The following is a 20,056-nucleotide window of genomic DNA, read 5'->3' as shown; positions in this document are numbered from 1 at the left end:
CTACCAGCAACAGGATAGCTAAATGCCTGAACATACTATGCTTTACCTTAGCGCCTTTATCGCCTCCGCCCTGGCCATCTTAGTGCTGTACCCGCTGTCTGTCCGGGTCGGCCTGGTCGATATTCCGCGCGGGCGCAAGCAGCATCAGGGCGCGGTGCCATTAATTGGTGGTATTGCCACTTACTGTGGCCTGGCGCTGTCGCTGCTGCTGTTTGCCGACAGCAGCATACAACCGCTGTATTATCTGGCCTGTAGCGGCGTTATTGTACTGCTTGGCGTGTTTGATGATTATCTGGATTTAAGCGTAAAACTGCGCCTGGCGGTACAAACGCTGGTAGGGCTGGCGATGACCTACGCGCTGGATTTACACCTGGCCAGCCTGGGCAATTTATTTGGCTTTGGCGTAATAGAGCTTGGCGTATTGGGCTTACCCGTTACACTCGTTGCCGTTATTGCTGCCATTAATGCCTTTAACATGACCGACGGTATTGATGGCCTGGCCGGTATGCTAAGCCTGGTCAGCTTTAGTGCCATTGCTATTTTTATGGCGCTTTGGGGGCAACAGGAATACGCCGCCCTGGCGCTGCTGCTGGCCGTGGCACTGCTACCTTATCTGGCCTGCAACCTGAACCTTATTCCCGGCCGGCGCATTTTTATGGGCGATGCCGGCAGCATGTTAATTGGCCTGTCAGTGATCTGGCTGCTGATTATCGGCACCCAAAGTGAAAGCGCCAGCTTTCGCCCGGTCACCGCGCTTTGGATCATTGCCATTCCGCTGATGGACATGATTGCTATTATGGTGCGGCGCATCCGTAAGGGCCAATCGCCGTTTCAGGCCGACCGCGAGCATTTACACCATATTTCACTGCGCCTGGGGCTAAGCTCGCGCGAGTCGCTGGCACTGATTACCGCACTGGCCTGTATTTTTGCCTGTATTGGCATTATTGCTGAATACCTGCTGCTGCCCGACTGGCTGATGCTACTGTTATTTTTGCTGTTGTTCGGCGCTTACCTATATCTGCTGCAGCATATCTGGCGTATTATTTCGCACCTGCGACACAAGCGGCTGCGCCGCACCGTTCCTAGGGTTGTAAAGTAGTGAAACTGCTGAAAAAAATTCTGCTGGCCCGCGCCACGGCCATGCTGGGCGATAAACTGGTAAAACTGGCTGCCGGCGCTGTGCTAACCGTATTCGTTGCCCGTATGCTGGGCGCCAGCGAGCTGGGCGTGTATTCGATTGTGATGGCCTGGAGCGCCTTTTTAGTGCCGCTAACCAGCCTGGGCCTGAATAACGTTGTCGTGCGCCAAATGGTAAAACACGAGCACGGCGTTGATGCCATGACCATGCTGTACAGCGCCATTAGTATGCGCCTGCTGCTGGGTTTACTTGGTGGCAGCCTGATGCTGCTGGCGTTTCATCTGTTATACCCCGCCATGTTTAGCGGCAATACCGCCATTGCCATTCCGGTGCTGTTTTTACTGCAGGCCTTTTTTGGTTTTTTGCTGTTTGAATTTTACTTAAATTACCAGGGCACCTTTCGCAGTGTGGCCTATGTTAAATCCGCCATATCCCTGGTGAGCTTTGCCGCTAAACTGGCGCTGTTATACAGTGGCTTTGGTATTGCCAGTTTGCTGCTGTTAACCGGTATCGAATTTTTTGTCGTCGGTATGGCGCAGTACCTGCTGTACCGGCGCAAACACCAGCCGTATAAAGAAGGCGAAGCACGCTGGCCGGCCTATCATCCACGCTGGTTTAATGTTAACCAGGCTAAGCAGCTGCTGAAGCGCTCTTCCTGGCTGTGGGTGTCTGGCATCGTATCGGTGATTTACCTGAAAATTGATATCGTAATGATAGGCTCTATCGCCGGCACCGAGCAGGCCGGTATTTACGCCGCCGCCAGCCGTTTATCTGAGCTATGGTATGTGTTTCCGGCCACCTTAGCCGCGCGCTATTACCCGGATATGATCCGCGCTCATCAGCAAGGCTGGACGCCCTATTACCTGAAGCTACGCCGTTTTGCACTGCTGTTCTTTGCTATGGCTTTTGCTATTGCGGTGGTGATGTCGCTACTGTCGCCCTGGATTGTCAGCCTGCTGTTTGGTGACGCCTTTGCCGGTGCGGTAGCAGTACTGCGCATTCATATCTGGGCCGGCTGCTTTATTTTTGTGCGTTATTTAATTAGCCAGCATTTGCTGATTACCGAGCAGGAGCCGCTGTCACTGTTAAGCCACGCGGTTGGCGCCGCGCTTAATGTCGGTTTAAACCTCTGGCTAATTCCCACTATGGGCATCGTCGGCGCGGCGTGGGCCACGCTGATTTCGTATGCTTATGCTTCATTTTTCTTTTTATTTTTCGCCAAAAGCACCCGCAGCCAGTTGTGGCAACTGATACGGGCGCGCCGGCAACCAAGCTGATAAGGGCTATTATGAGCAAACCACTGTTTGTTGAAATTAAAGGCGTACAATTTCGCAATAAGGGCGCCTATTTAATGCTGTTGGCTTGCCTGGAAGGCTTAAAAGGCCTGAAGCAACCGATGGAGCTGGTGTTATCACCCGGCCCTAACCTGCCTTATGTCGAGCGCGCGCGCTTAGGCGCCTGGCAAAAGTTGTCGTTTCGCCGCGGCGCGCTGGATTTAACCCCGCTGATCGGCAAATTGCCTGCTGCAGTGCAGCGGCTATTTAACCGCTACGGCATGGTCAGCGAGCGTCAGGTAGATTTAGTACTGGAAGCCAGCGGCTTTGCCTATGGCGATCAGTGGCCGTTGCGCTTTTTGCAAAATACCGCCAAAGAAGTAGTACGTTTTGCCAAAGCCGGTAAACCCTTTGTGTTTATGCCGCAAGCCTTTGGCCCCTTTAACAGCGACGCCAGCAAAGCGGCGATGCGCGATATTATCAACCACGCCCGGCTGATATTCGTGCGCGATCCGGTGTCGCTGCAGCATTTACAAAGCTGCGTGCCTAACCTGCCCGACTCAGTAGTGCTGACGCCCGATTTCACCATTAGCCTAACGCCACGCGCCAATGACGAGCTGCCGCAGATAAGTGGCCCTTTCGCGGCGCTTATTCCCAATAACAAAGTGGTGTCTAAATTTAACCATGCCAGCGCCGAGCAACAGCGTGCTGACTACATTAACGCCTTTGCCGCTGCCGCCAATAAGCTATCTGCAGAGGGGTTGCAATGTGTGCTGGTAAACCACGAAGGCAAAGAAGATGCCGAGCTTTGCGCCGAAATTGCCGCCAAAGCGCCCTGCACTATCGTACAAATTGAAGATCCGCTGGCGGTAAAAGCCTTTATTGGTAAAGCAGAGCTAGCGGTAAGCTCACGCTTTCACGGCGCGGTAAATGCGCTTAGCCAGGGCGTGCCCTGCATCGCCACCAGCTGGAGCCATAAATATCACGCCATGATGTCTGATTTCGCCATGGGCGATTACTGCGTGGCCGAACTTAGCGAGCAAAGCCTATTGGCCGCCCTGCAGCAGCTGCTGGATAACAAAACCAGCTTAAGCGCAGAGGTAAAGGCCAAGGCAGCGGCATTAAAACAGCAAAACACCGCCATGTGGCAACGGCTGTATCAGGCCATTAGTTAACTCAGGCAACACCCTGCACATACAGCGGCACTTTTAAGGTGTTATCCACCTTATCCGGGCCGCCGCACATTTCATCATAGGCCGACTGGTGCACCAGATACGCCTGATAAATAGTGCAGCGGTCCAGCGCCTGCTTTACCTGCTCTACGCTGCTAAAGCGCTGCGGTTTGTTGCTGTCATCAACCAAAAACGCCCGGCGGCCGTCGTAGTCGGCTTCAACCAGATAGACGCCCATTTCAAAGGAATGCACGACAAGCTCGGTAATACGTACATCCTGATGGTTTAAATGTTCTACACGATGGTAAGGCATAGTCAGGCTCCGTTGTAACATTGGTAAATGTTGTACGCCGCTGCTGACAGCTTAGATCCAAAACTGCAGCAGCAAATAGTACAAATTATAGCCAATATTGTAACGGCGGCAGCTGCTGTGTTGCTGCCCAGCTAAGTGCGGTAAGGTTTGCCACTACAGCACACCAAAACAGCAGTAAAAACGGCCGCTTTTGTGACTTATGCCGCAAATAACTTTGCGCCAGCAAAGCACCGGGCCAGCCGCCAAGCAACGCTAACAGCTGTAACGTCGACTCCGGCGTACGCCAATACCCAGCCTGGGCTTTACGTTTATCCAGCCAGTACACCAGAAAGGTAAACATACTTAGCAGCATATAAGCTGCCAGTACATACAGCGGCAGCTTACCCAGCCATACTGTCAAAGCCAACCCAGCAGCAAAACACAGCACCAGCAACAAAGGCGCATTTGACGAAGTTTTCGCCGCCTTTATCCGCCGCTTTTCACCGGCGAAGGTTACCCCCTGCGCTTGTAACCGCCCTTTGTCGTCGTTAGTCACTGAGTAGGTTACCACCTCGCCAATCACTGGCCGGCGCGTACGGTTTTGCAGCGCTTTTATATGCAAAAACACCCGCTCGCCTTGTAGCAGCGGCTGAATAAAGCCAAAGCCTTTAGCATCATCCCACTGGGTTATTTTTCCTTTTACCAGCATTATTACTCCTTGTTTTTCCTGCGATTGTCTATCTGCCATGAAGTCGCAATTAGACAATGATTGAAACCCGTAAGGCTTTGCTCGTCAATAAGGCGAAAGCGAAGGTTTGGCGCTGCAGGTGCTTAAAATAATTATGTTATATGAACTGTTCGCTTTGATCGAAGCGGGCTTAACGCATTACTAATGGGCTGCCGCAGCGCAGCGTAGGCAGTCCAGTGGAGGCCACGCTTTTTGTGGCCGGAACGAAATTAAGCAATTTGTTATATAACATGCTAGTTTTTACCACCGACAAACATGCCTATGGCAACTAATATTGTCCCAACAGCTAATGCTGGGAACCTAAACTGCGTCCAATTAAATGAATTCTCAGCAGTAGGTACGACCTTTAAGTAAGTATCATCAGACGATGATTGAAATGTCTCAACCGGTAAGAAGTCTACCGCGAAGGCCGCGATAGCATATAAAAGAGCTAAACAGCCAATGATGATTAGGGCTTTACTCACTTGAATCTGCCTCTTGTTATATAACGCTTATTAGGCCGGTCGGCCCGCACTTAAACACGGGCTAACCTGCCTTTGTAAATTTTATGTACAGAACACTACACCGCCTCTTTAAAACTTACAATAACTTATCGGTACAGCTTATATTTGTGCTGGCGACAAATACGGGTTAAACCGTCTAACAAAGCACATGTGGCTTCAGCATCTAATTGGATATAAATACAGCGATGTGAGTGCAATGAGGCGCACCCGATGGAGTTTCTGCTTTTGACACATTAAAGACCATCCAACTTGCCACTATATATTTTGGTATTTTGCCAAGGCTCGGTGATTATTACTCTGCCCCTTTATTTCAAGCCAGCCAAGAGCTATCTGGTTACCAGCTGGCGACAGAAAACGCTGGCTAACATCAGCCAGCCGCACCATAACGCCGCTGTAATTCTGCAACAGAGTTAACCACCAGTTGTTTTAGCACCGCAATATCCAGATCAGCCAAACGCTTTATATACAAACAGGCTTTGCCCATTTTGTGTTTGCCAAGTTGTTGCTGCAGTTGTTCTTGCTCAGGGCCTTCGGCCAGCAGGTAAATAACGATGTCACGGCCGCGAATGGCAAAGCCGGTAAGTGGGGCTTCACCGCTATGGCCGCTGTCGTAGGTATAACGGTAGCGACCAAAACCAACAATACTTGGCCCCCACATAATTGCCGCTTCGCCGGTTACATCGCCAAATAAAGTAATAAGCTGATGACAATCGCTTAGTTGCTGCGCGTTAGCGCGGCTGGCTAGGTAATCGTCAACACTGGCGTTGGTTGCTTTGGTTTTTGTCTCTGCCATTAGCCTGCGGCCTCTGGCTTTACCGGATTAGCTGCGCTCTCGCCTACTACCGTATGCCAGGGTTTAACCTGCCAGCGCTTTACCAGGCCGTTTACTACGTAGGGGTCGGCTTTGGCAAAAGCAGCTGGGATATCGGCGCTGTCGCAGTTAAACAGTAGTAGAGCGCTGTCTGCCGGCTCGCCGACGGCGCCGCCTAGCAGCAATTCGCCGCGCTGTGCCGCTTGCCAGGCCAGTGCCAGATGTGCTGAACGAAATTCAGCGCGTCGCTGCAGATAATCCGGTGCGGTATCGTATATCAGCAAAAAGTGCATCGGGCCCTCCTTTTAGCTTCAGCTGGTTTTTATCCGCGCAAGCTTAGCGTCATAAAATGACTGTTTGGGTCTAACTTGTACTGGCCAAAGGGGCCGCAGTCGCTAAAACCAAACTTACGATACAGCGCTCTGGCCGGGGCGAAATAATCCTGGGTGCCGGTTTCAAGGCTAAGCGCGCTAAAACCCTGGGCTTTGGCATGGTCGATAATAAACTGCAATAACGCCTGCCCTACCCCCTTGCCACGAAACGCTGTTGCGGTACGCATTGATTTTAGCTCGGCCAGCTGGTTATCCAATGCTTTAATGGCGACACAACCGGCTAAAGTGTTGTCCTGCCAGGCACTGAAAAAGCTGATATTACTGGCTTTGAGCGCTTCGACATCCAGCGCATGCACACTTTCGGGTGGTGATGTCGCATACATATCGGCCAGATGCTCTTGCAGCAAGGCTATTACCTCGCCACTGCTTAAATCGTCATGTTTTATGTTCAATTACTCATGTCTCTTAGCTATAAAACTGATAAAAGTACTGATAAAAATACGAGAAATTAATCAGCTTTAATGGTGGCTTGCCAGTTTACCGCCTGCCATTGGCCGTTTTTACGTACAAAGGTGCCGCTGTTTAAATAGCGCTTGGTTTCGCTGGCTGATTTACCCACCAGTACAAAGGCCACCACCGCCGTGTCACCGTATTGCATAATGCGCAGATCTTCGCTGCTATAAACAGTGTCTATTTCATCGGCTTTTAACAGGCCGCGGCTGGTCACACTTTGCATCAGCTCGGCCTTACCAAAACGCGTACCGCTCGAGCTGGTATAAATAAGCTCATCGGCCCAGTATTTATTGTGAATAGCAGCATCGTTGCGGGTGGCGCCGTCTAAAAATTCGGCTAATAAAGCGGTAAGTTCGGCTTTGTCATCCGCCAGCACAAGCGTGGGTGTTACAAGCATTGACGTTAATAGCAGTGTGGTAAGCAGCAGGCTGGTTTTCATGGTGGGTTCCCTGTTGTTTATTGTTGTTCGTTTTTGTTATTGGCTAAGCTAGCACACAATATAGCGCTAAGGTAACCAGGGATACGCAGCCTGAGAGCCCAATATGGCCATAATCTCAATGATATTACCGTTAATGCGGTAATAAATGCTGTCGACACCGCAGGGGCAACGCCGATAGCCGGGCCGGATATGATCTACTGATTGGTATAAAAGTGGATTTTTAGCAATGTTGTCAAACATGCTGAAAAACGCATAAAAGTAACTGTCTGCCTGCTGCTGGCCAAAGTGTTGAGCGCCGTAGTAGTAAATGCGGCGTAAATCTTCTTTTGCCAGCGTAGACAGCCGCCAGTTATACATGCCTGGCCAAGCCTTGTTTAAACTCCTGCAGCATCTCTGCTGCACTTTGGCTGGTAAAACCGCTTTGCTCTGCCTGTGCCAGCCTGTTGTTAATGGCTTCAGCCCTACGGGCATTGCGGATAAGTTCGTTAATCAGCTCACTTTTGCTGCTGTACTCAGCGCCTTCACTCACTTGCTGCTGCAGCCATTCATCATTGGGCTTACTTAGGGTAATACTCTGACGGGTCATCTGTTCCACCTTTGCCTTTGGTGCATTACTGCTTCAAATATACACCACCTTTATCTGGTTAGACAAAAACAAAAAAGACGCCGCAGCGTCTTTTTTGGCTATTTTGCACACCAGCTTACATGCTAATGCCGCCATCGATTTCTACCACCCGGCCGGTGAAGAAGTCGTTTTCAAAAATGTACTTGGCGGTGTGGGCAATTTCACTGGCCTCGCCTAAGCGCCCTACCGGCTTCATTTTCTCTAATCGGTCGCGCGCTTCGGGCTTCATCGCATCTGTCATCGCGGTGCGGATAACACCTGGTGCTATGGCACCGACACGAATACCAAAGCGGCCTAATTCGCGCGCCCAGGTTACTGTCATGGCTACTACACCGGCTTTAGAGGCGGCGTAGTTGGTCTGGCCCATATTACCGGCCCGCGCCACGCTGGACATATTGATAATTACGCCCTTAGTACCGCGTTTAACCATAGCCGCTGCGGCTTCGCGGCCACACAGAAATACACCGGTTAAGTTAACGTCGATAACCGACTGGAACTGCGATAACGACATTTTGCTTTGCAGCTCGCCGTCTTTGTACTTTAGCAACAGGCCGTCACGTAAAATACCGGCGTTGTTAATAAGGCCGTCAATGCCGTTAAAATCACTGTCGATTTGAGCAAAGGTGTCTTCTACCTGTTGTTCATTGGCGACGTTAGCAATGTAAGTTTGTACTGTGGTTGTTGCGCCCAGTTCTTCTTTGGCAGCCGCTAACTGGTCGGCATTCATATCAATTAATGCCAGTTTGGCGCCCTCAGCCGCACACATGCGGGCCATTTCCAGGCCTAAGCCTTGTGCACCGCCAGTGATAACGATGGTTTTGTTTTGCAGGTTCATCTTTCTACCTTAATTTACAAGTATTGTTCTGCACCGACAGCCGCTGCGTACATTTTTCGTCGGACACGCCGTAAATACATCCCTGTAGGCTCCTCTTTTTCATCCCTGAAAAAGACGGTCCGCCAAAAAAGTACATCCGCGTCTGTCTTTGAAGTAACGCCCGGCTACGTAGAAAAGCAGTAGTAGCGGATACGGATGTACTTTTTTCTGAGACCGTTGGAGGCCATGGATGGCCGGAATCGAGCCCCATGGACGGTTTATGGCGTGTCTCAGAAAAAATGTACGCAGTAGCCGCGTGACTTCACTACTTAACCAATTACTTCTTTTCAAACAGCTTAAAAATACTGGAAAAATCTAATTTGCCATTGCCGGCCCGCTGGTGCGCCACGTACAGGCTGCGCGCCAGTGCCCCCATTGGGGTGCTGCTTTGGCTTTGCAATGCAGCTTCCAGCGCCAGGCCTAAATCTTTTGCCATTAAATCGACCATAAAGCCGCCCTGATAGCCATTGGACGATGGCACATTCGGCATCACATCCGGGCAGGGGTTGTACAGCTCTAACGTCCAGTTGCGGCCGGAGCTTTTTAGCATAATCTCCGAGAGTACTTTCGGGTCCAGGCCGTTATCGACGCCCATTTGCAGCGCCTCAGAAGTGCCGACCATTAAAATGCTCAGCAGCATATTGTTGCAGATTTTCGCCACCTGGCCTGCGCCCACCGCGCCTGCATGAAACAGGTTTTTCCCCATATTGCCAAGCACCGTTTTGGCGCGCTCAAAATGCGCCGCATCACCGCCAACAATGAAGGTTAAAGTACCGGCCTTAGCGCCACCGACACCACCGGACACCGGCGCGTCGATAAAGGCGATGCCCTGTGCCGCAAGGCCGGCGCCGACTTTACGCGCGCTGTCGGCATCTATGGTAGAGCAGTCAATTACCAGTGCATCTTTACTGATATGTGCCGCTACGCCCTGCTCGCCTAAATACAGCCCCAATACATGCTTACCGGCCGGCAGCATCGAAATAACAAACTCGGCGCCTTTCACCGCCTCAGTGGCAGTGGCTGCTACCGCTGCGCCTTCCGCTTTTACCTGCGCCAATGCCGCTGCCGATAAATCAAACGCCGTTACCGCATGGCCGGCTTTTACCAGATTGATGGCCATAGGGCCACCCATGTTACCTAAGCCTATAAATGCAACCTTCGCCATATGCTCTCCTAATTAGTTATCCAGCTGGCCCAGCTCACGCAGCGGGTGCTCGTTAGCCGCCCACGGCGAGCGAAACAGCTCGTCAATTACAGGCTGCGGCACCTCATCTACGGTTTTGTATTGCCATTTTGGCTGTAAATCTTTATCCATCAACAGCGCCCGCACACCTTCGGTAAACTCACCCAGCTTGCCGCACTGCACGCTTAAACCCAACTCGAGGCGGAAGCTGTCGGCCAGAATTTTGCTCTGGCCCAGTTTTAACAGCTCAAACACAATATGCGCGGTAATCGGACTGCCATAAGCCAGCGACTCTTTGGCTTTTTGCAGCCATTTATCCTCGCCCGGCATCGCATTAACGGCCGCGATTACGCTTTGCAAACTATCGTGTTTGGCTAAAGCTTCAATGGCGCTTTGATGCGGGCGGATATTACTCAGTGGCATCTGGGTGCGACACTGTTCTTCTTCGCTACGCAGCAGATCGCTAAGCTTCTGATGATTCAGCGCTATCGTCTCGCCCCAGTTAATGCTTAGCAGTTTTTCCAGCAGTGCCTCTTTGCGCTCATGCAGCAAAAAGTGATCAGCCAGGCCAATAAACTTGGCGTCAGCAGCGTTAATTGAGGCACCGGTTAAACCTAAGAACAAACCGCAACCGGCCGGCATGCGGTTTAAAAACCAGCTGGCACCGACATCCGGGTACAAGCCTATCGCCATCTCCGGCATGGCAATACGGCTGGTGGCAGTCACTACCCGATGCGACGCGCCGGCCATTAAGCCTAACCCGCCACCCATGACGATGCCGTTACCCCATACCAACACCGGCTTGCCAAAGGTGTGAATGAGATAATCCAGTGTATATTCTTTGGTAAAGAACTCTTCCACATAGGGCGCATATTCACCGGGTTTATCCAGCATGGCTTTGTATAAGTCACGGATATCGCCGCCGGCACAAAAGGCTTTATCGCCCGCGCCTTGCAGTACGACCATGCTAATGCTGTTATCGGCCTGCCAGGCTTGCAGTTGTGGCAGTAATGACTCGACCATCGGCAGGCTGAGCGCATTAAGCGACTTTTCTGAGTTAAGCGTGGCGACACCAATTTTTTTACCGTTGTGTGCTGCCAGCTGCTGATACAGCACTACCTCGTTCGCGCCGCTCATTAGCCGTTCACCCAGTTGGCTTTACGTTTTTCTAAAAACGCCTGCACACCTTCAACCTGATCTTTGGTATCGAACAAGCCAACGAACAGCTCACGCTCCAGCGGCAGTGCACTTTGCATAGTGCCACTGCGGCCTTTTTGGATAAGCGCTTTACAGGCAGTCACTGACGATGGGCTTTGCTCAGCTACTTTATCAGCCAGCGCCAGCGCGCTTTCCAGCGCCATGCCGGTGGCGACGACTTCTTCTACCAGGCCAATTTGCAGCGCTTTTTCAGCGCCTAAACGCTCGCCGCATAAAATCATCCGTTTGGCCCAGCCCTCGCCGACTAACCATGCCAGGTTCTGCGTGCCGCCGGCACAAGGTAATAAACCCACTTTGGCTTCCGGCAGCGCCATTTGCGCCTGCTGCTCGGCAATACGGATATCACAGGCCAAAGCCACTTCTAAGCCGCCGCCCATGGCGTAGCCGTTCATGGCGGCGATAGACACACCACGAAACGCGCTTAAGGTTTCAAAGGCTTCGCCGAAAATGCGCGCCATATCGCTGGCCACGGCTTTATCGCCATCGGCAAACAGTTTTAAATCGGCACCGGCCGAGAAAAACTTTTCACCCTCACCGGTGATAACCAGCGCATAGATATTTTTATCAGCATCCAGGCTTTTTACTGCGTCGCGCAGCTGGGTTAAGGTGTCGCGGGTCCAGGTATTCGCCGGCGGGTTAGACATGGTAATCAGCGCCGTGTGGCCGCGTTTTTCGAGTTTTAATTGAGCCATTGTTGTCTCCTGATTTGGGCGTAGTTTATGCTACGTGCCCGGTGAAACAGCATTGTCCACACCGACACGCCATAAACCGTCCCTGGGGCTCGACTCCGGCCATCCATGGCCTCCAACGGTCGGTTTAGAACAATCCTGTTCCCCCAGCTTGAGTTCATCTGCTAGTTAAAGAATATCGCCTGCGGCTTCATCCAGTAAACGCCGGCCGATTATCAGCCGCATAATCTCGTTGGTGCCTTCCAAAATCTGATGCACACGTACATCACGGAAATGCCGCTCCAGCGGGTATTCTTTAATGTAGCCATAACCGCCGTGTAACTGCAGCGCCTGATCGCATACCTGAAAACCAACGTCAGTCGCAAAGCGTTTTGCCATCGCACAATAGGCAGTGGCTTCACCGTCTTTCTGATCTAACTTAAACGCCGCCAGGCGCACTAACTGCCGGGCAGCAACCAACTCGGTTGCCATATCGGCCAGCTTAAACTGCAGCGCCTGAAAGGCGGCCAGTGGCTTACCAAACTGCTGACGCTCCAGCATATAGTTACGCGCGGTGTTAAGCGCCTGCTGCGCGGTGCCGATAGAGCAGGTAGCAATATTAATGCGGCCGCCGTCTAAGCCTTTCATGGCAAAGCCAAAACCTTCGCCTTCATTACCCAGCAGGTAGTGCGCCGGAATCCGTACATCTTCAAAAGTGATCAAGCGGGTTGGCTGGGCGTTCCAGCCCATTTTCTCTTCGGCTTTACCGTAAATAACGCCCTTAGCATCGGCCGGTACGATAAAGGCCGAAATGCCTTTTGGCCCGGCTTCACCGGTGCGCGCCATCACTACTAACACCTCGGTAGAACCTGCGCCGGAGATAAACATTTTCGAGCCGTTTAAAATATACTCGTTGCCGTCTTTTTTCGCACTGGTGCGCAGGCCGGCGGCATCTGAGCCGGAGCCTGGCTCGGTTAAGCAATAAGACGCCAGTTTCTGGCCTGTTACCAGATGCTCCATCCATTCTGCCTTGGCATCACGGGTACCCCAGCTGGCAATCATCCAGGTAGCCATATTGTGAATGGTCAGCATCGCTGTGGTAGCGGTACAGCCCATCGACAGCTGTTCGAAAATAATGGAGGAATCTAACCGCGACAGCCCCATACCGCCGTCTTCTTCTGGCGTATACAGCGAGCAGAACCCCAGCTCACCGGCTTTTTGAATGACGTCTTTAGGAAAGTGGTGATCGCGATCCCACTGCGCGGCATGTGGCGCCAGTTCTTGTTCGGCAAACTGTTTGGCCACATCGACAAAGGCTTGTTGGTCTTCTGTTAAATTGAAATTCATAGTTGGTCCTGTCTGTCCAATCGGCTCAGATGCTTCCGTACATTTAACACGCTCGCCCGTTCGCCGCTCCCCGGCTCACTCTTGATCGCTCGCTAAGTTAAATCTACTCCGCACTTCGCCTTGTTAACCGCTTCGAATCTGCATTGCAGAGGGACTGCAGACTTTACTTAGCCGACCGTTGGAGGCCATGGATGGCCGGAGTCGAGCCCCATGGATGGTTTATGGCGTGTCGGCGTGTAAAGTGTGCAGGCCTGAGCCTGACTAAAATCAGGCTCCACATGGCTGTTACCGCAAGTTAATCGACATATTCGGGCCGGACACCTGAATATCGTCGTCAAACCAGCGCGCGGTAATGGTCTTGGTTTCAGTGTAGAAACGCACGGCCTGCTTACCGTAAGCATGCTGGTCGCCATAGAACGAGCCTTTCCAGCCGGTAAACGAGAAAAACGGCAGTGGCACCGGAATAGGAATATTAATCCCCACCTGGCCTACTTCCACTTCATGCTGATACTTACGTGCAGCGGCGCCGCTGGCAGTAAAAATAGAGGTACCGTTACCGTAGGGGCTGTCGTTTACTATTTTCAGCGCTTCATCTAATGAAGCAACATGCATGGTAGACAGTACCGGGCCGAAAATTTCCTGCTTATAAATTTCCATCTCGGTAGTAACGTTGCTAAACACCGTTGGGCCTACCCAGTTACCGTTCGGGTAGCCGTCGACTTTGCAGTCAGAGCCATCCAGTACGCAGGTCGCGCCTTCTTTCTTACCTTGCTCAATCAGCGATAACACCCGGGCACGCGCTTGCGGGCTGATTTGCGGGCCATAAGCGGCGTTCGGGTCGGTGTAAACACCAGGGCGTACCTTGCCAATGGCAGCGGCCACTTCCGGGATCCAATCCGCTGCGCCACCAACAAATACGGCGACTGAAATCGCCATACAGCGCTGACCGGCCGCACCGACAGAAGCACCCACTAAAGCATTGATCACCTGCTGTTTGTTGGCATCCGGCATAATAACCATATGGTTTTTCGCGCCGGCAAAGGCCTGCACGCGTTTTAAATTATCAGTACCGGTTTTGTAAATGTACTGGCCCACGTTGACTGAACCGACGAACGAAATGGCTTTAATATCCGGGTGGTGCAAAATGGCATCAACCTGCTCTTTGGCGCCATGCACCACTTGTAATACGCCTTTGGGCGCGCCGGATTTAACAAACAGCTCAGCGATTTTGTTTACCGTCATCGGATCTTGCTCTGACGGTTTTAAAATAAAGGTATTACCGCAGGCAATGGCCATCGGGAACATCCACAATGGGATCATTGCCGGGAAGTTAAACGGCGTAATACCGGCACACACACCCAGCGGCTGAATATAGCTGTAGGTGTCGATGCTGCGGGCGACGTTTTCTACCGTTTCGCCCATCATTAATGATGGAATATTCGCCGCTTGTTCGACGACTTCAATACCGCGCCAGACATCGCCTTTGGCATCTTCTACTGTTTTGCCCAGTTCACGACAGATAATGTCAGCAATTTCGCCCTGGTGCTCTTTTAATAAATGCGCGAAACGCATCATTAAACGGGCACGTTCCGATACCGGCACTTCTTTCCAGGTTTTAAAGGCAGCCTTGGCTGATTCAATAGCGCGTTCCATTTCGCTGGGCGTGGCGCAAGCCACCTGAGCAATCACTTCCTGGGTTGCCGGATCAGTAACGGGGATCAGTTTGTCACCGGTAGGGGTAACGAACTCGCCGTCGATAAAATGTTTAACCTGTTGTGTCATGTTGCTTCTCCCGATTGTTTGGGTATGCCGCCAGCTGGTTGTATGTTTAGTAATTAAATGCTGCTGGCGGTTAATATGTGTTTTATAAAACTTCTACCGCCAGCGCGACGGCTTCACCGCCACCGATACACAGCGAGGCAACGCCTTTGCTTAAACCACGATTACGTAGCGCATGAATTAGCGTCACCAGAATACGCGCACCTGAGGCACCGATAGGATGGCCCAGCGCACAAGCACCGCCGTTGACGTTTACTTTGGCGCTATCTAAGCCCAGTTCGTTAATGGCCAGCATAGTGACCATGGCAAAGGCTTCGTTAATCTCCCACAGGTCTACCTGCTGCTTATCCCAGCCGGCTTTTTGCAGTACTTTTTGCATGGCGCCAACCGGGGCTACGGTAAACAGTGCCGGTTCCATCGAATTCGTCGCATGGGCAACCACCCGTGCTAATGGCTTAGCGCCCTGCGCTTTGGCATCAGACTCGCGCATTAATATCAGCGCGGCTGCACCATCTGAAATTGAGCTGGAGTTGGCGGCTGTGATCGTACCGTCTTTAGCAAAGGCCGGGCGCAGGGTTGGGATTTTATCTACTTTGGCATTGCCCGGTTGCTCGTCAACGTTAAAGGTCACTTCACCTTTACGGGTCTGAAAGGTGACCGGGGTGATTTCACCTTCAAAGGCACCTGAGCTTATCGCCTGCTGGGCACGGGTTAACGATTGCACGGCAAAGGCATCCATCTGCTCACGGGTAATGCCTTTTTCATCAGCAGTGCCTTGGGCGAAACAGCCCATGGCTTTGCCGTCATAGGCATTTTCCAGGCCGTCTAACATCATATGATCTTTAATCTGACCATGGCCCATACGGTAACCGCTGCGGGCTTTATCCAGCAGGTACGGCGCGTTACTCATCGACTCCATACCACCGGCCACCACCACATCGGCGCTACCGGCTTTGAGTAAATCGCTGGCCAGCATTACCGCTTTTAAGCCAGAACCACAGACTTTATTAATGGTGGTGGCGCCGGCGGTAAGTGGTAAACCGGCTTTTAATGTGGCCTGACGCGCCGGAGCCTGGCCCAAGCCCGCCGGCAGCACGTTGCCCATAATCACTTCGCTGACCTTATCGCCGCTTACACCGGCCTGCTCCAGCGCCGCTTTGATGGCGGTGGCACCCAGCACGGTGGCGTCTACATCCGCTAAGCCGCCCATAAAGCCGCCCATAGCGGTACGTTTTGCAGCAACGATAACAATATTGTCGGTAGCCATAATATTCTCCCCAGAAGCGGTCGGCTAAAAAGTTGCCCCAGAGCCTACACCAAATTTACGTTTACGCCAACGTCAACCCACTAACACTATGGTAGTGTACGCCGCTTTTGGTTCAGCAAAGTGTACAGTCTGACCAGCAGCAACTGGCATTTTTGCTTTACAAAGCGGGCAAAAACGCGCGGTTGCCCGATTAGGCAGCCGGCCATCAGCTTTACCTTTACGTAAACTTCACTTATATTGACTGCGTTTTCGGGGATGGCGTTTATGACAGAAAAAGAAGAAAAAACCTACAGTATCAGCGAACTGGCCAAAGAGTTTGATATTACTACCCGTAGTATCCGCTTTTATGAAGATCAGGGGCTGATCACGCCACTACGCAGCGGGCAAACCCGCATTTACAGCAAGCGCGACCGCGTAAGATTAAAACTGATCTTACGCGGTAAGCGCTTGGGTTTCAGCCTGGCCGAAACCGGTCAGCTGTTCGAATTATATGACGCTGATAAAAGCAGCGTCACTCAGTTAAATACCATGCTGAAGCTGATTGAGCTGAAAAAAGCCGAGCTGCATCAGCAGATGGACGATATCAAAGTGGTGCTGATGGAGCTGGTAACGGTAGAAAAACGTTGCCGCGATACCTTAGCCGACGCCAAACAACATAAAACCGCTTAAGCGGTAAGACATAGCAAACGGGGATAACCATGATTAGCAGTTATAAAGGGCTTAATTTCGATTTAGGCGAAACGGTAGATATGATCCGCGAGCAGGTTAATGCCTTTGCCCGCGAAGAAATTGCCCCGCGTGCCGCCCATATTGACGAAAAAAATGAGTTCCCAAATGATTTGTGGCGTAAATTCGGTGATTTAGGCCTGCTGGGCATTACCGTCGATGAAAAATACGGCGGCTCAGGCTTAGGTTATTTAGAACACGTGGTGGCGCTGGAAGAGATCAGCCGCGCCTCGGCCTCGGTTGGCTTGTCTTACGGTGCCCATTCTAACCTGTGCGTAAACCAGATTTTCCGCAACGGCAGCGAAGCACAGAAGATGAAATATCTGCCCAAGCTGTGCTCCGGCGAGCATATCGGCGCTCTGGCGATGAGTGAGCCGAACGCCGGTTCAGACGTGGTCAGCATGAAGCTGCGTGCCGAGAAAAAAGGCGACAAGTACATTTTAAACGGCAATAAAATGTGGATCACCAACGGCCCGGATGCGCATACCTATGTGATCTATGCCAAAACCGATATTAATGCCGGCAGCAAAGGCATTACCGCTTTTATTGTTGAGCGTGGTTTTAAAGGCTTTAGCACAGCGCAGAAGCTGGACAAACTGGGTATGCGCGGTTCAAACACCTGTGAGCTGGTGTTTGAAGACTGCGAAGTACCAGAAGAGAACGTCTTAGGCCAGGTTGGCGGCGGCGTTAAGGTATTAATGAGCGGCCTGGATTACGAGCGTGTGGTGTTATCCGCCGGCCCGCTTGGCATTATGCAGGCCTGTATGGACGTGGTAGTGCCGTATATTCACGACCGTAAACAGTTTGGCCAGTCTATCGGTGAGTTCCAACTGGTACAGGGTAAACTGGCCGATATGTATACCCAGATGAATGCGGCGAAATCTTACGTTTACACTGTAGCTAAAGCCTGTGATCGCGGCGAAACCACACGTAAAGATGCGGCAGCGGTTATTCTGTATTCGGCGGAGCTGGCGACCAGGATGGCGCTGGATGCGATTCAGCTGCTGGGCGGCAACGGCTACATTAACGAGTACCCTACCGGGCGCTTACTGCGCGATGCCAAGCTGTACGAAATTGGCGCCGGTACCTCGGAAATCCGCCGTATGCTGATTGGCCGGGAATTGTTTACCGAATCAAACTAAGGTTTAAAGGCGAAACTCGGGTGGAAGCGACTACTTCCACCGTAACAACTCGCAGACCCGCGAATTTCTCCCAAATTCGCTCTTGATCGTCTGCTTAGTTGTTCCGGTTCCGCACCGCCAAAATAGCCGTAACTAAATAGAAAGTTGAACGAGGCGAAGCGCGTAACAGATTTAACTAAACGAGCGATCAAAAGTGAGCCGGGGAGCGGCGAACGGGCGAGTGTGTTAAATGTGTGAAAGCAGCAAAGCCGTGAATCTAAGTCCGGTGCAGGCCAAAGCTTCCACCGTAACAACACGCAGACCCGCTCGGATCTCCCATCCTCGCTCTTGATCGTCTGCTTAGTTGTTCCGGTTCCGCTTTGTCTAACCAGCTCTGGTATAAGGTGACTTAAGTGACCAGAATTACCTCTAAAATTAATCCTCGCGCTGAGGACTTCCAAAAAAACGCTGCTGCCATGCAGGCTGTAGTGGATGATCTGCAAAGCAAAGTACAGCAAATTAAACTCGGTGGCGGCGAAGCCTTAATTGCCCGCCATACCGCCCGTGGTAAGCTGTTTGTGCGTGACCGCATCCAAAAATTACTCGACCCGGGCTCACCGTTTTTAGAAGTCGGCCAGTTTGCCGGCTGGGAATGCTACGACGATTACGTGCCCAGCGCCGGCGTGGTCGCCGGTATCGGCCGTGTCAGCGGTGTCGAGTGCATGATTGTCGCCAATGACGCTACGGTAAAAGGCGGCACTTACTACCCGCTTACGGTGAAAAAGCATTTACGCGCCCAGGAAATCGCCGAGCGCTGCCACCTGCCCTGTATTTATCTGGTCGACTCCGGCGGCGCCAACCTGCCACGGCAGGATGAGGTATTCCCCGACAAACTGCACTTTGGCCGTATTTTCTTTAATCAGGCCAATATGTCAGCCAAAGGCATACCGCAAATTGCCGTGGTAATGGGCCTCTGTACTGCCGGTGGCGCTTATGTGCCGGCGATGGCCGATGAAAGCATTATCGTTAAAGAGCAAGGCACCATCTTTTTAGCCGGCCCACCGCTGGTTAAAGCCGCTACCGGTGAAGAAGTCTCCGCCGAAGAGCTCGGTGGTGCTGATGTGCACTGTAAAATCTCCGGCGTGGCCGACCATTATGCACTAAACGACGAGCATGCGCTGCAACTGGCCCGTAACGCAGTAAGCCGCTTAAACCGCCCTGCGCCGCAAGCGATGGACGTTAAACCGGCGCAAGAGCCACTGTACGACGCCAAAGAGCTGTACGGCATTGTCGGCACCGACCTGCGCAAGCCGTTTGATGTGAAAGAAGTGATTGCCCGTATTGTTGATGGCTCAGATTTTGATGAGTTTAAACAATATTATGGCGCAACCCTGGTGTGCGGTTTTGCACGCATTTTCGGCTATCCGGTAGGCATTGTCGCCAATAACGGAATACTTTTCTCAGAATCGGCACAAAAAGGCGCGCACTTTATTGAGCTCTGTGCCCAGCGCAAAATTCCGCTGCTGTTCCTGCAAAACATTACTGGTTTTATGGTCGGTAAAAAGTATGAAGCCGAGGGTATTGCCAAGCACGGTGCCAAAATGGTGATGGCAGTAAGCTGTGCCAAGGTGCCGAAATTTACTGTGCTGATTGGCGGCAGCTACGGCGCCGGTAACTACGGCATGTGTGGCCGTGCTTACGACCCTACTATGATGTGGATGTGGCCCAATGCCCGTATCTCGGTGATGGGTGGCGAACAAGCCGCCGGTGTAATGGCGCAGGTGACCAAAGATGGCCTGGCGCGTAAAGGCGAAACCTTATCAAGCGACGCCGAAAAAGCGCTGAAGCAGCCGATTATCGAGCAGTATGAAAAGCAGGGCCACCCGTATTATGCCAGTGGCCGCTTGTGGGATGACGGTATTATTGACCCGGCACAAACCCGGATGACAGTAGGGCTGGCCTTAGCTGCTGCGCTGAATGCACCGATTGAAGAGAGCCGCTTTGGCGTGTTCCGGATGTAACGGGG

At 52.1% G+C, this 20,056-nt stretch carries 21 protein-coding genes; 6 read left to right on the top strand and 15 right to left on the bottom strand.

The genetic code is table 11. The annotated features are described in order from the left end of the window. Positions 1 to 22: 22 nt before the first annotated feature. Genes wecA through RNAN_RS01850 form a run of 3 tightly spaced genes read left to right on the top strand, consistent with a single transcriptional unit; the run spans position 23 to position 3,587 of the window. Complete coding sequence (gene wecA / locus RNAN_RS01860) at positions 23 to 1,099, top strand: UDP-N-acetylglucosamine--undecaprenyl-phosphate N-acetylglucosaminephosphotransferase (RefSeq protein WP_008218190.1); 1,077 nt, start codon at positions 23 to 25, stop codon at positions 1,097 to 1,099. After that, the gene (locus RNAN_RS01855) at positions 1,099 to 2,415 is read left to right on the top strand and encodes a flippase (protein ID WP_008218189.1); all 1,317 of its coding nucleotides are present in this window, start codon (positions 1,099 to 1,101) and stop codon (positions 2,413 to 2,415) included. The genes wecA and RNAN_RS01855 overlap by 1 nt, the downstream gene beginning before the upstream one ends. Next, on the top strand, positions 2,379 to 3,587 hold the full coding sequence (locus RNAN_RS01850; protein ID WP_008218186.1) for a polysaccharide pyruvyl transferase family protein: 1,209 nt from the start codon (positions 2,379 to 2,381) through the stop codon (positions 3,585 to 3,587). Before RNAN_RS01855 ends, RNAN_RS01850 begins: the two co-directional genes overlap by 37 nt. A 1-nt stretch (position 3,588) precedes the next feature. Here RNAN_RS01850 and RNAN_RS01845 read toward each other — a convergent pair whose 3' ends face one another. The 15 genes from RNAN_RS01845 to RNAN_RS01775 all read right to left on the bottom strand — a co-directional run bounded on the left by RNAN_RS01845 (position 3,589) and on the right by RNAN_RS01775 (position 16,183). Then, positions 3,589 to 3,897 (bottom strand): DUF6482 family protein, encoded by a 309-nt coding sequence (locus tag RNAN_RS01845; protein WP_008218177.1) that lies wholly within the window; start codon positions 3,895 to 3,897, stop codon positions 3,589 to 3,591. 85 nt (positions 3,898 to 3,982) lie between these two features. Then, positions 3,983 to 4,585 (bottom strand): DUF1294 domain-containing protein, encoded by a 603-nt coding sequence (locus RNAN_RS01840; RefSeq protein WP_008218176.1) that lies wholly within the window; start codon positions 4,583 to 4,585, stop codon positions 3,983 to 3,985. Between the two features lie 909 nt (positions 4,586 to 5,494). Continuing rightward, on the bottom strand, positions 5,495 to 5,920 hold the full coding sequence (locus RNAN_RS01835) for a DUF1801 domain-containing protein (RefSeq protein WP_008218174.1): 426 nt from the start codon (positions 5,918 to 5,920) through the stop codon (positions 5,495 to 5,497). Further along, complete coding sequence (locus tag RNAN_RS01830) at positions 5,920 to 6,231, bottom strand: YciI-like protein (protein WP_008218173.1); 312 nt, start codon at positions 6,229 to 6,231, stop codon at positions 5,920 to 5,922. The genes RNAN_RS01835 and RNAN_RS01830 overlap by 1 nt, the downstream gene beginning before the upstream one ends. Positions 6,232 to 6,260: 29 nt before the next feature. Beyond that, positions 6,261 to 6,722, bottom strand: coding sequence for a GNAT family N-acetyltransferase (locus RNAN_RS01825; RefSeq protein WP_008218171.1), 462 nt, complete (start codon positions 6,720 to 6,722; stop codon positions 6,261 to 6,263). Between the two features lie 56 nt (positions 6,723 to 6,778). Then, positions 6,779 to 7,222 carry a nuclear transport factor 2 family protein gene (locus tag RNAN_RS01820; RefSeq protein ID WP_008218169.1) on the bottom strand — a complete coding sequence of 148 codons (444 nt, stop codon included), beginning with the start codon at positions 7,220 to 7,222 and terminating at the stop codon, positions 6,779 to 6,781. A 66-nt stretch (positions 7,223 to 7,288) separates the two neighbouring features. Further along, positions 7,289 to 7,579: a type II toxin-antitoxin system RelE/ParE family toxin gene (locus tag RNAN_RS01815; RefSeq protein WP_008218167.1), complete on the bottom strand. Its 291-nt coding sequence runs from the start codon at positions 7,577 to 7,579 to the stop codon at positions 7,289 to 7,291. Continuing rightward, positions 7,572 to 7,808: a ribbon-helix-helix domain-containing protein gene (locus RNAN_RS01810; RefSeq protein WP_008218165.1), complete on the bottom strand. Its 237-nt coding sequence runs from the start codon at positions 7,806 to 7,808 to the stop codon at positions 7,572 to 7,574. Before RNAN_RS01810 ends, RNAN_RS01815 begins: the two co-directional genes overlap by 8 nt. A gap of 115 nt (positions 7,809 to 7,923) precedes the next feature. Next, positions 7,924 to 8,682 (bottom strand): SDR family oxidoreductase, encoded by a 759-nt coding sequence (locus RNAN_RS01805; RefSeq protein WP_008218164.1) that lies wholly within the window; start codon positions 8,680 to 8,682, stop codon positions 7,924 to 7,926. A gap of 316 nt (positions 8,683 to 8,998) precedes the next feature. Beyond that, positions 8,999 to 9,886 carry a 3-hydroxyisobutyrate dehydrogenase gene (gene mmsB, locus RNAN_RS01800; RefSeq protein WP_008218163.1) on the bottom strand — a complete coding sequence of 296 codons (888 nt, stop codon included), beginning with the start codon at positions 9,884 to 9,886 and terminating at the stop codon, positions 8,999 to 9,001. Between the two features lie 12 nt (positions 9,887 to 9,898). Then, positions 9,899 to 11,041 carry an enoyl-CoA hydratase/isomerase family protein gene (locus RNAN_RS01795; protein ID WP_008218162.1) on the bottom strand — a complete coding sequence of 381 codons (1,143 nt, stop codon included), beginning with the start codon at positions 11,039 to 11,041 and terminating at the stop codon, positions 9,899 to 9,901. Then, positions 11,041 to 11,814, bottom strand: coding sequence for an enoyl-CoA hydratase (locus tag RNAN_RS01790; RefSeq protein WP_008218161.1), 774 nt, complete (start codon positions 11,812 to 11,814; stop codon positions 11,041 to 11,043). The genes RNAN_RS01795 and RNAN_RS01790 overlap by 1 nt, the downstream gene beginning before the upstream one ends. Before the next feature lie 165 nt (positions 11,815 to 11,979). After that, positions 11,980 to 13,137: an acyl-CoA dehydrogenase family protein gene (locus tag RNAN_RS01785; RefSeq protein WP_008218160.1), complete on the bottom strand. Its 1,158-nt coding sequence runs from the start codon at positions 13,135 to 13,137 to the stop codon at positions 11,980 to 11,982. A gap of 285 nt (positions 13,138 to 13,422) precedes the next feature. Then, positions 13,423 to 14,919, bottom strand: a complete 1,497-nt coding sequence (locus RNAN_RS01780; protein ID WP_008218154.1) for a CoA-acylating methylmalonate-semialdehyde dehydrogenase — start codon at positions 14,917 to 14,919, stop codon at positions 13,423 to 13,425. 82 nt (positions 14,920 to 15,001) lie between these two features. Beyond that, positions 15,002 to 16,183 (bottom strand): thiolase family protein, encoded by a 1,182-nt coding sequence (locus RNAN_RS01775; protein ID WP_008218151.1) that lies wholly within the window; start codon positions 16,181 to 16,183, stop codon positions 15,002 to 15,004. A gap of 264 nt (positions 16,184 to 16,447) precedes the next feature. On the opposite strand from RNAN_RS01775, the gene RNAN_RS01770 reads away from it, so the two are divergent. The 3 genes from RNAN_RS01770 (at position 16,448) to RNAN_RS01760 (ending at position 20,051) form a co-directional block, all read left to right on the top strand. Beyond that, positions 16,448 to 16,852: a MerR family transcriptional regulator gene (locus RNAN_RS01770; protein WP_008218143.1), complete on the top strand. Its 405-nt coding sequence runs from the start codon at positions 16,448 to 16,450 to the stop codon at positions 16,850 to 16,852. A 29-nt stretch (positions 16,853 to 16,881) separates the two neighbouring features. Next, positions 16,882 to 18,051, top strand: a complete 1,170-nt coding sequence (locus RNAN_RS01765; protein ID WP_008218136.1) for an isovaleryl-CoA dehydrogenase — start codon at positions 16,882 to 16,884, stop codon at positions 18,049 to 18,051. Between the two features lie 392 nt (positions 18,052 to 18,443). Next, entirely contained in the window at positions 18,444 to 20,051 is a 1,608-nt protein-coding gene (locus tag RNAN_RS01760) for a carboxyl transferase domain-containing protein (protein WP_040551446.1), read from the top strand. Positions 20,052 to 20,056: the final 5 nt, after the last annotated feature.

The organism is Rheinheimera nanhaiensis E407-8 (assembly GCF_000296695.1).
Lineage (GTDB): Bacteria > Pseudomonadota > Gammaproteobacteria > Enterobacterales > Alteromonadaceae > Alishewanella > Alishewanella nanhaiensis.
Note: the sequence above shows the minus strand (reverse complement) of the source record. Positions and strands in the feature narration are given on the sequence as shown.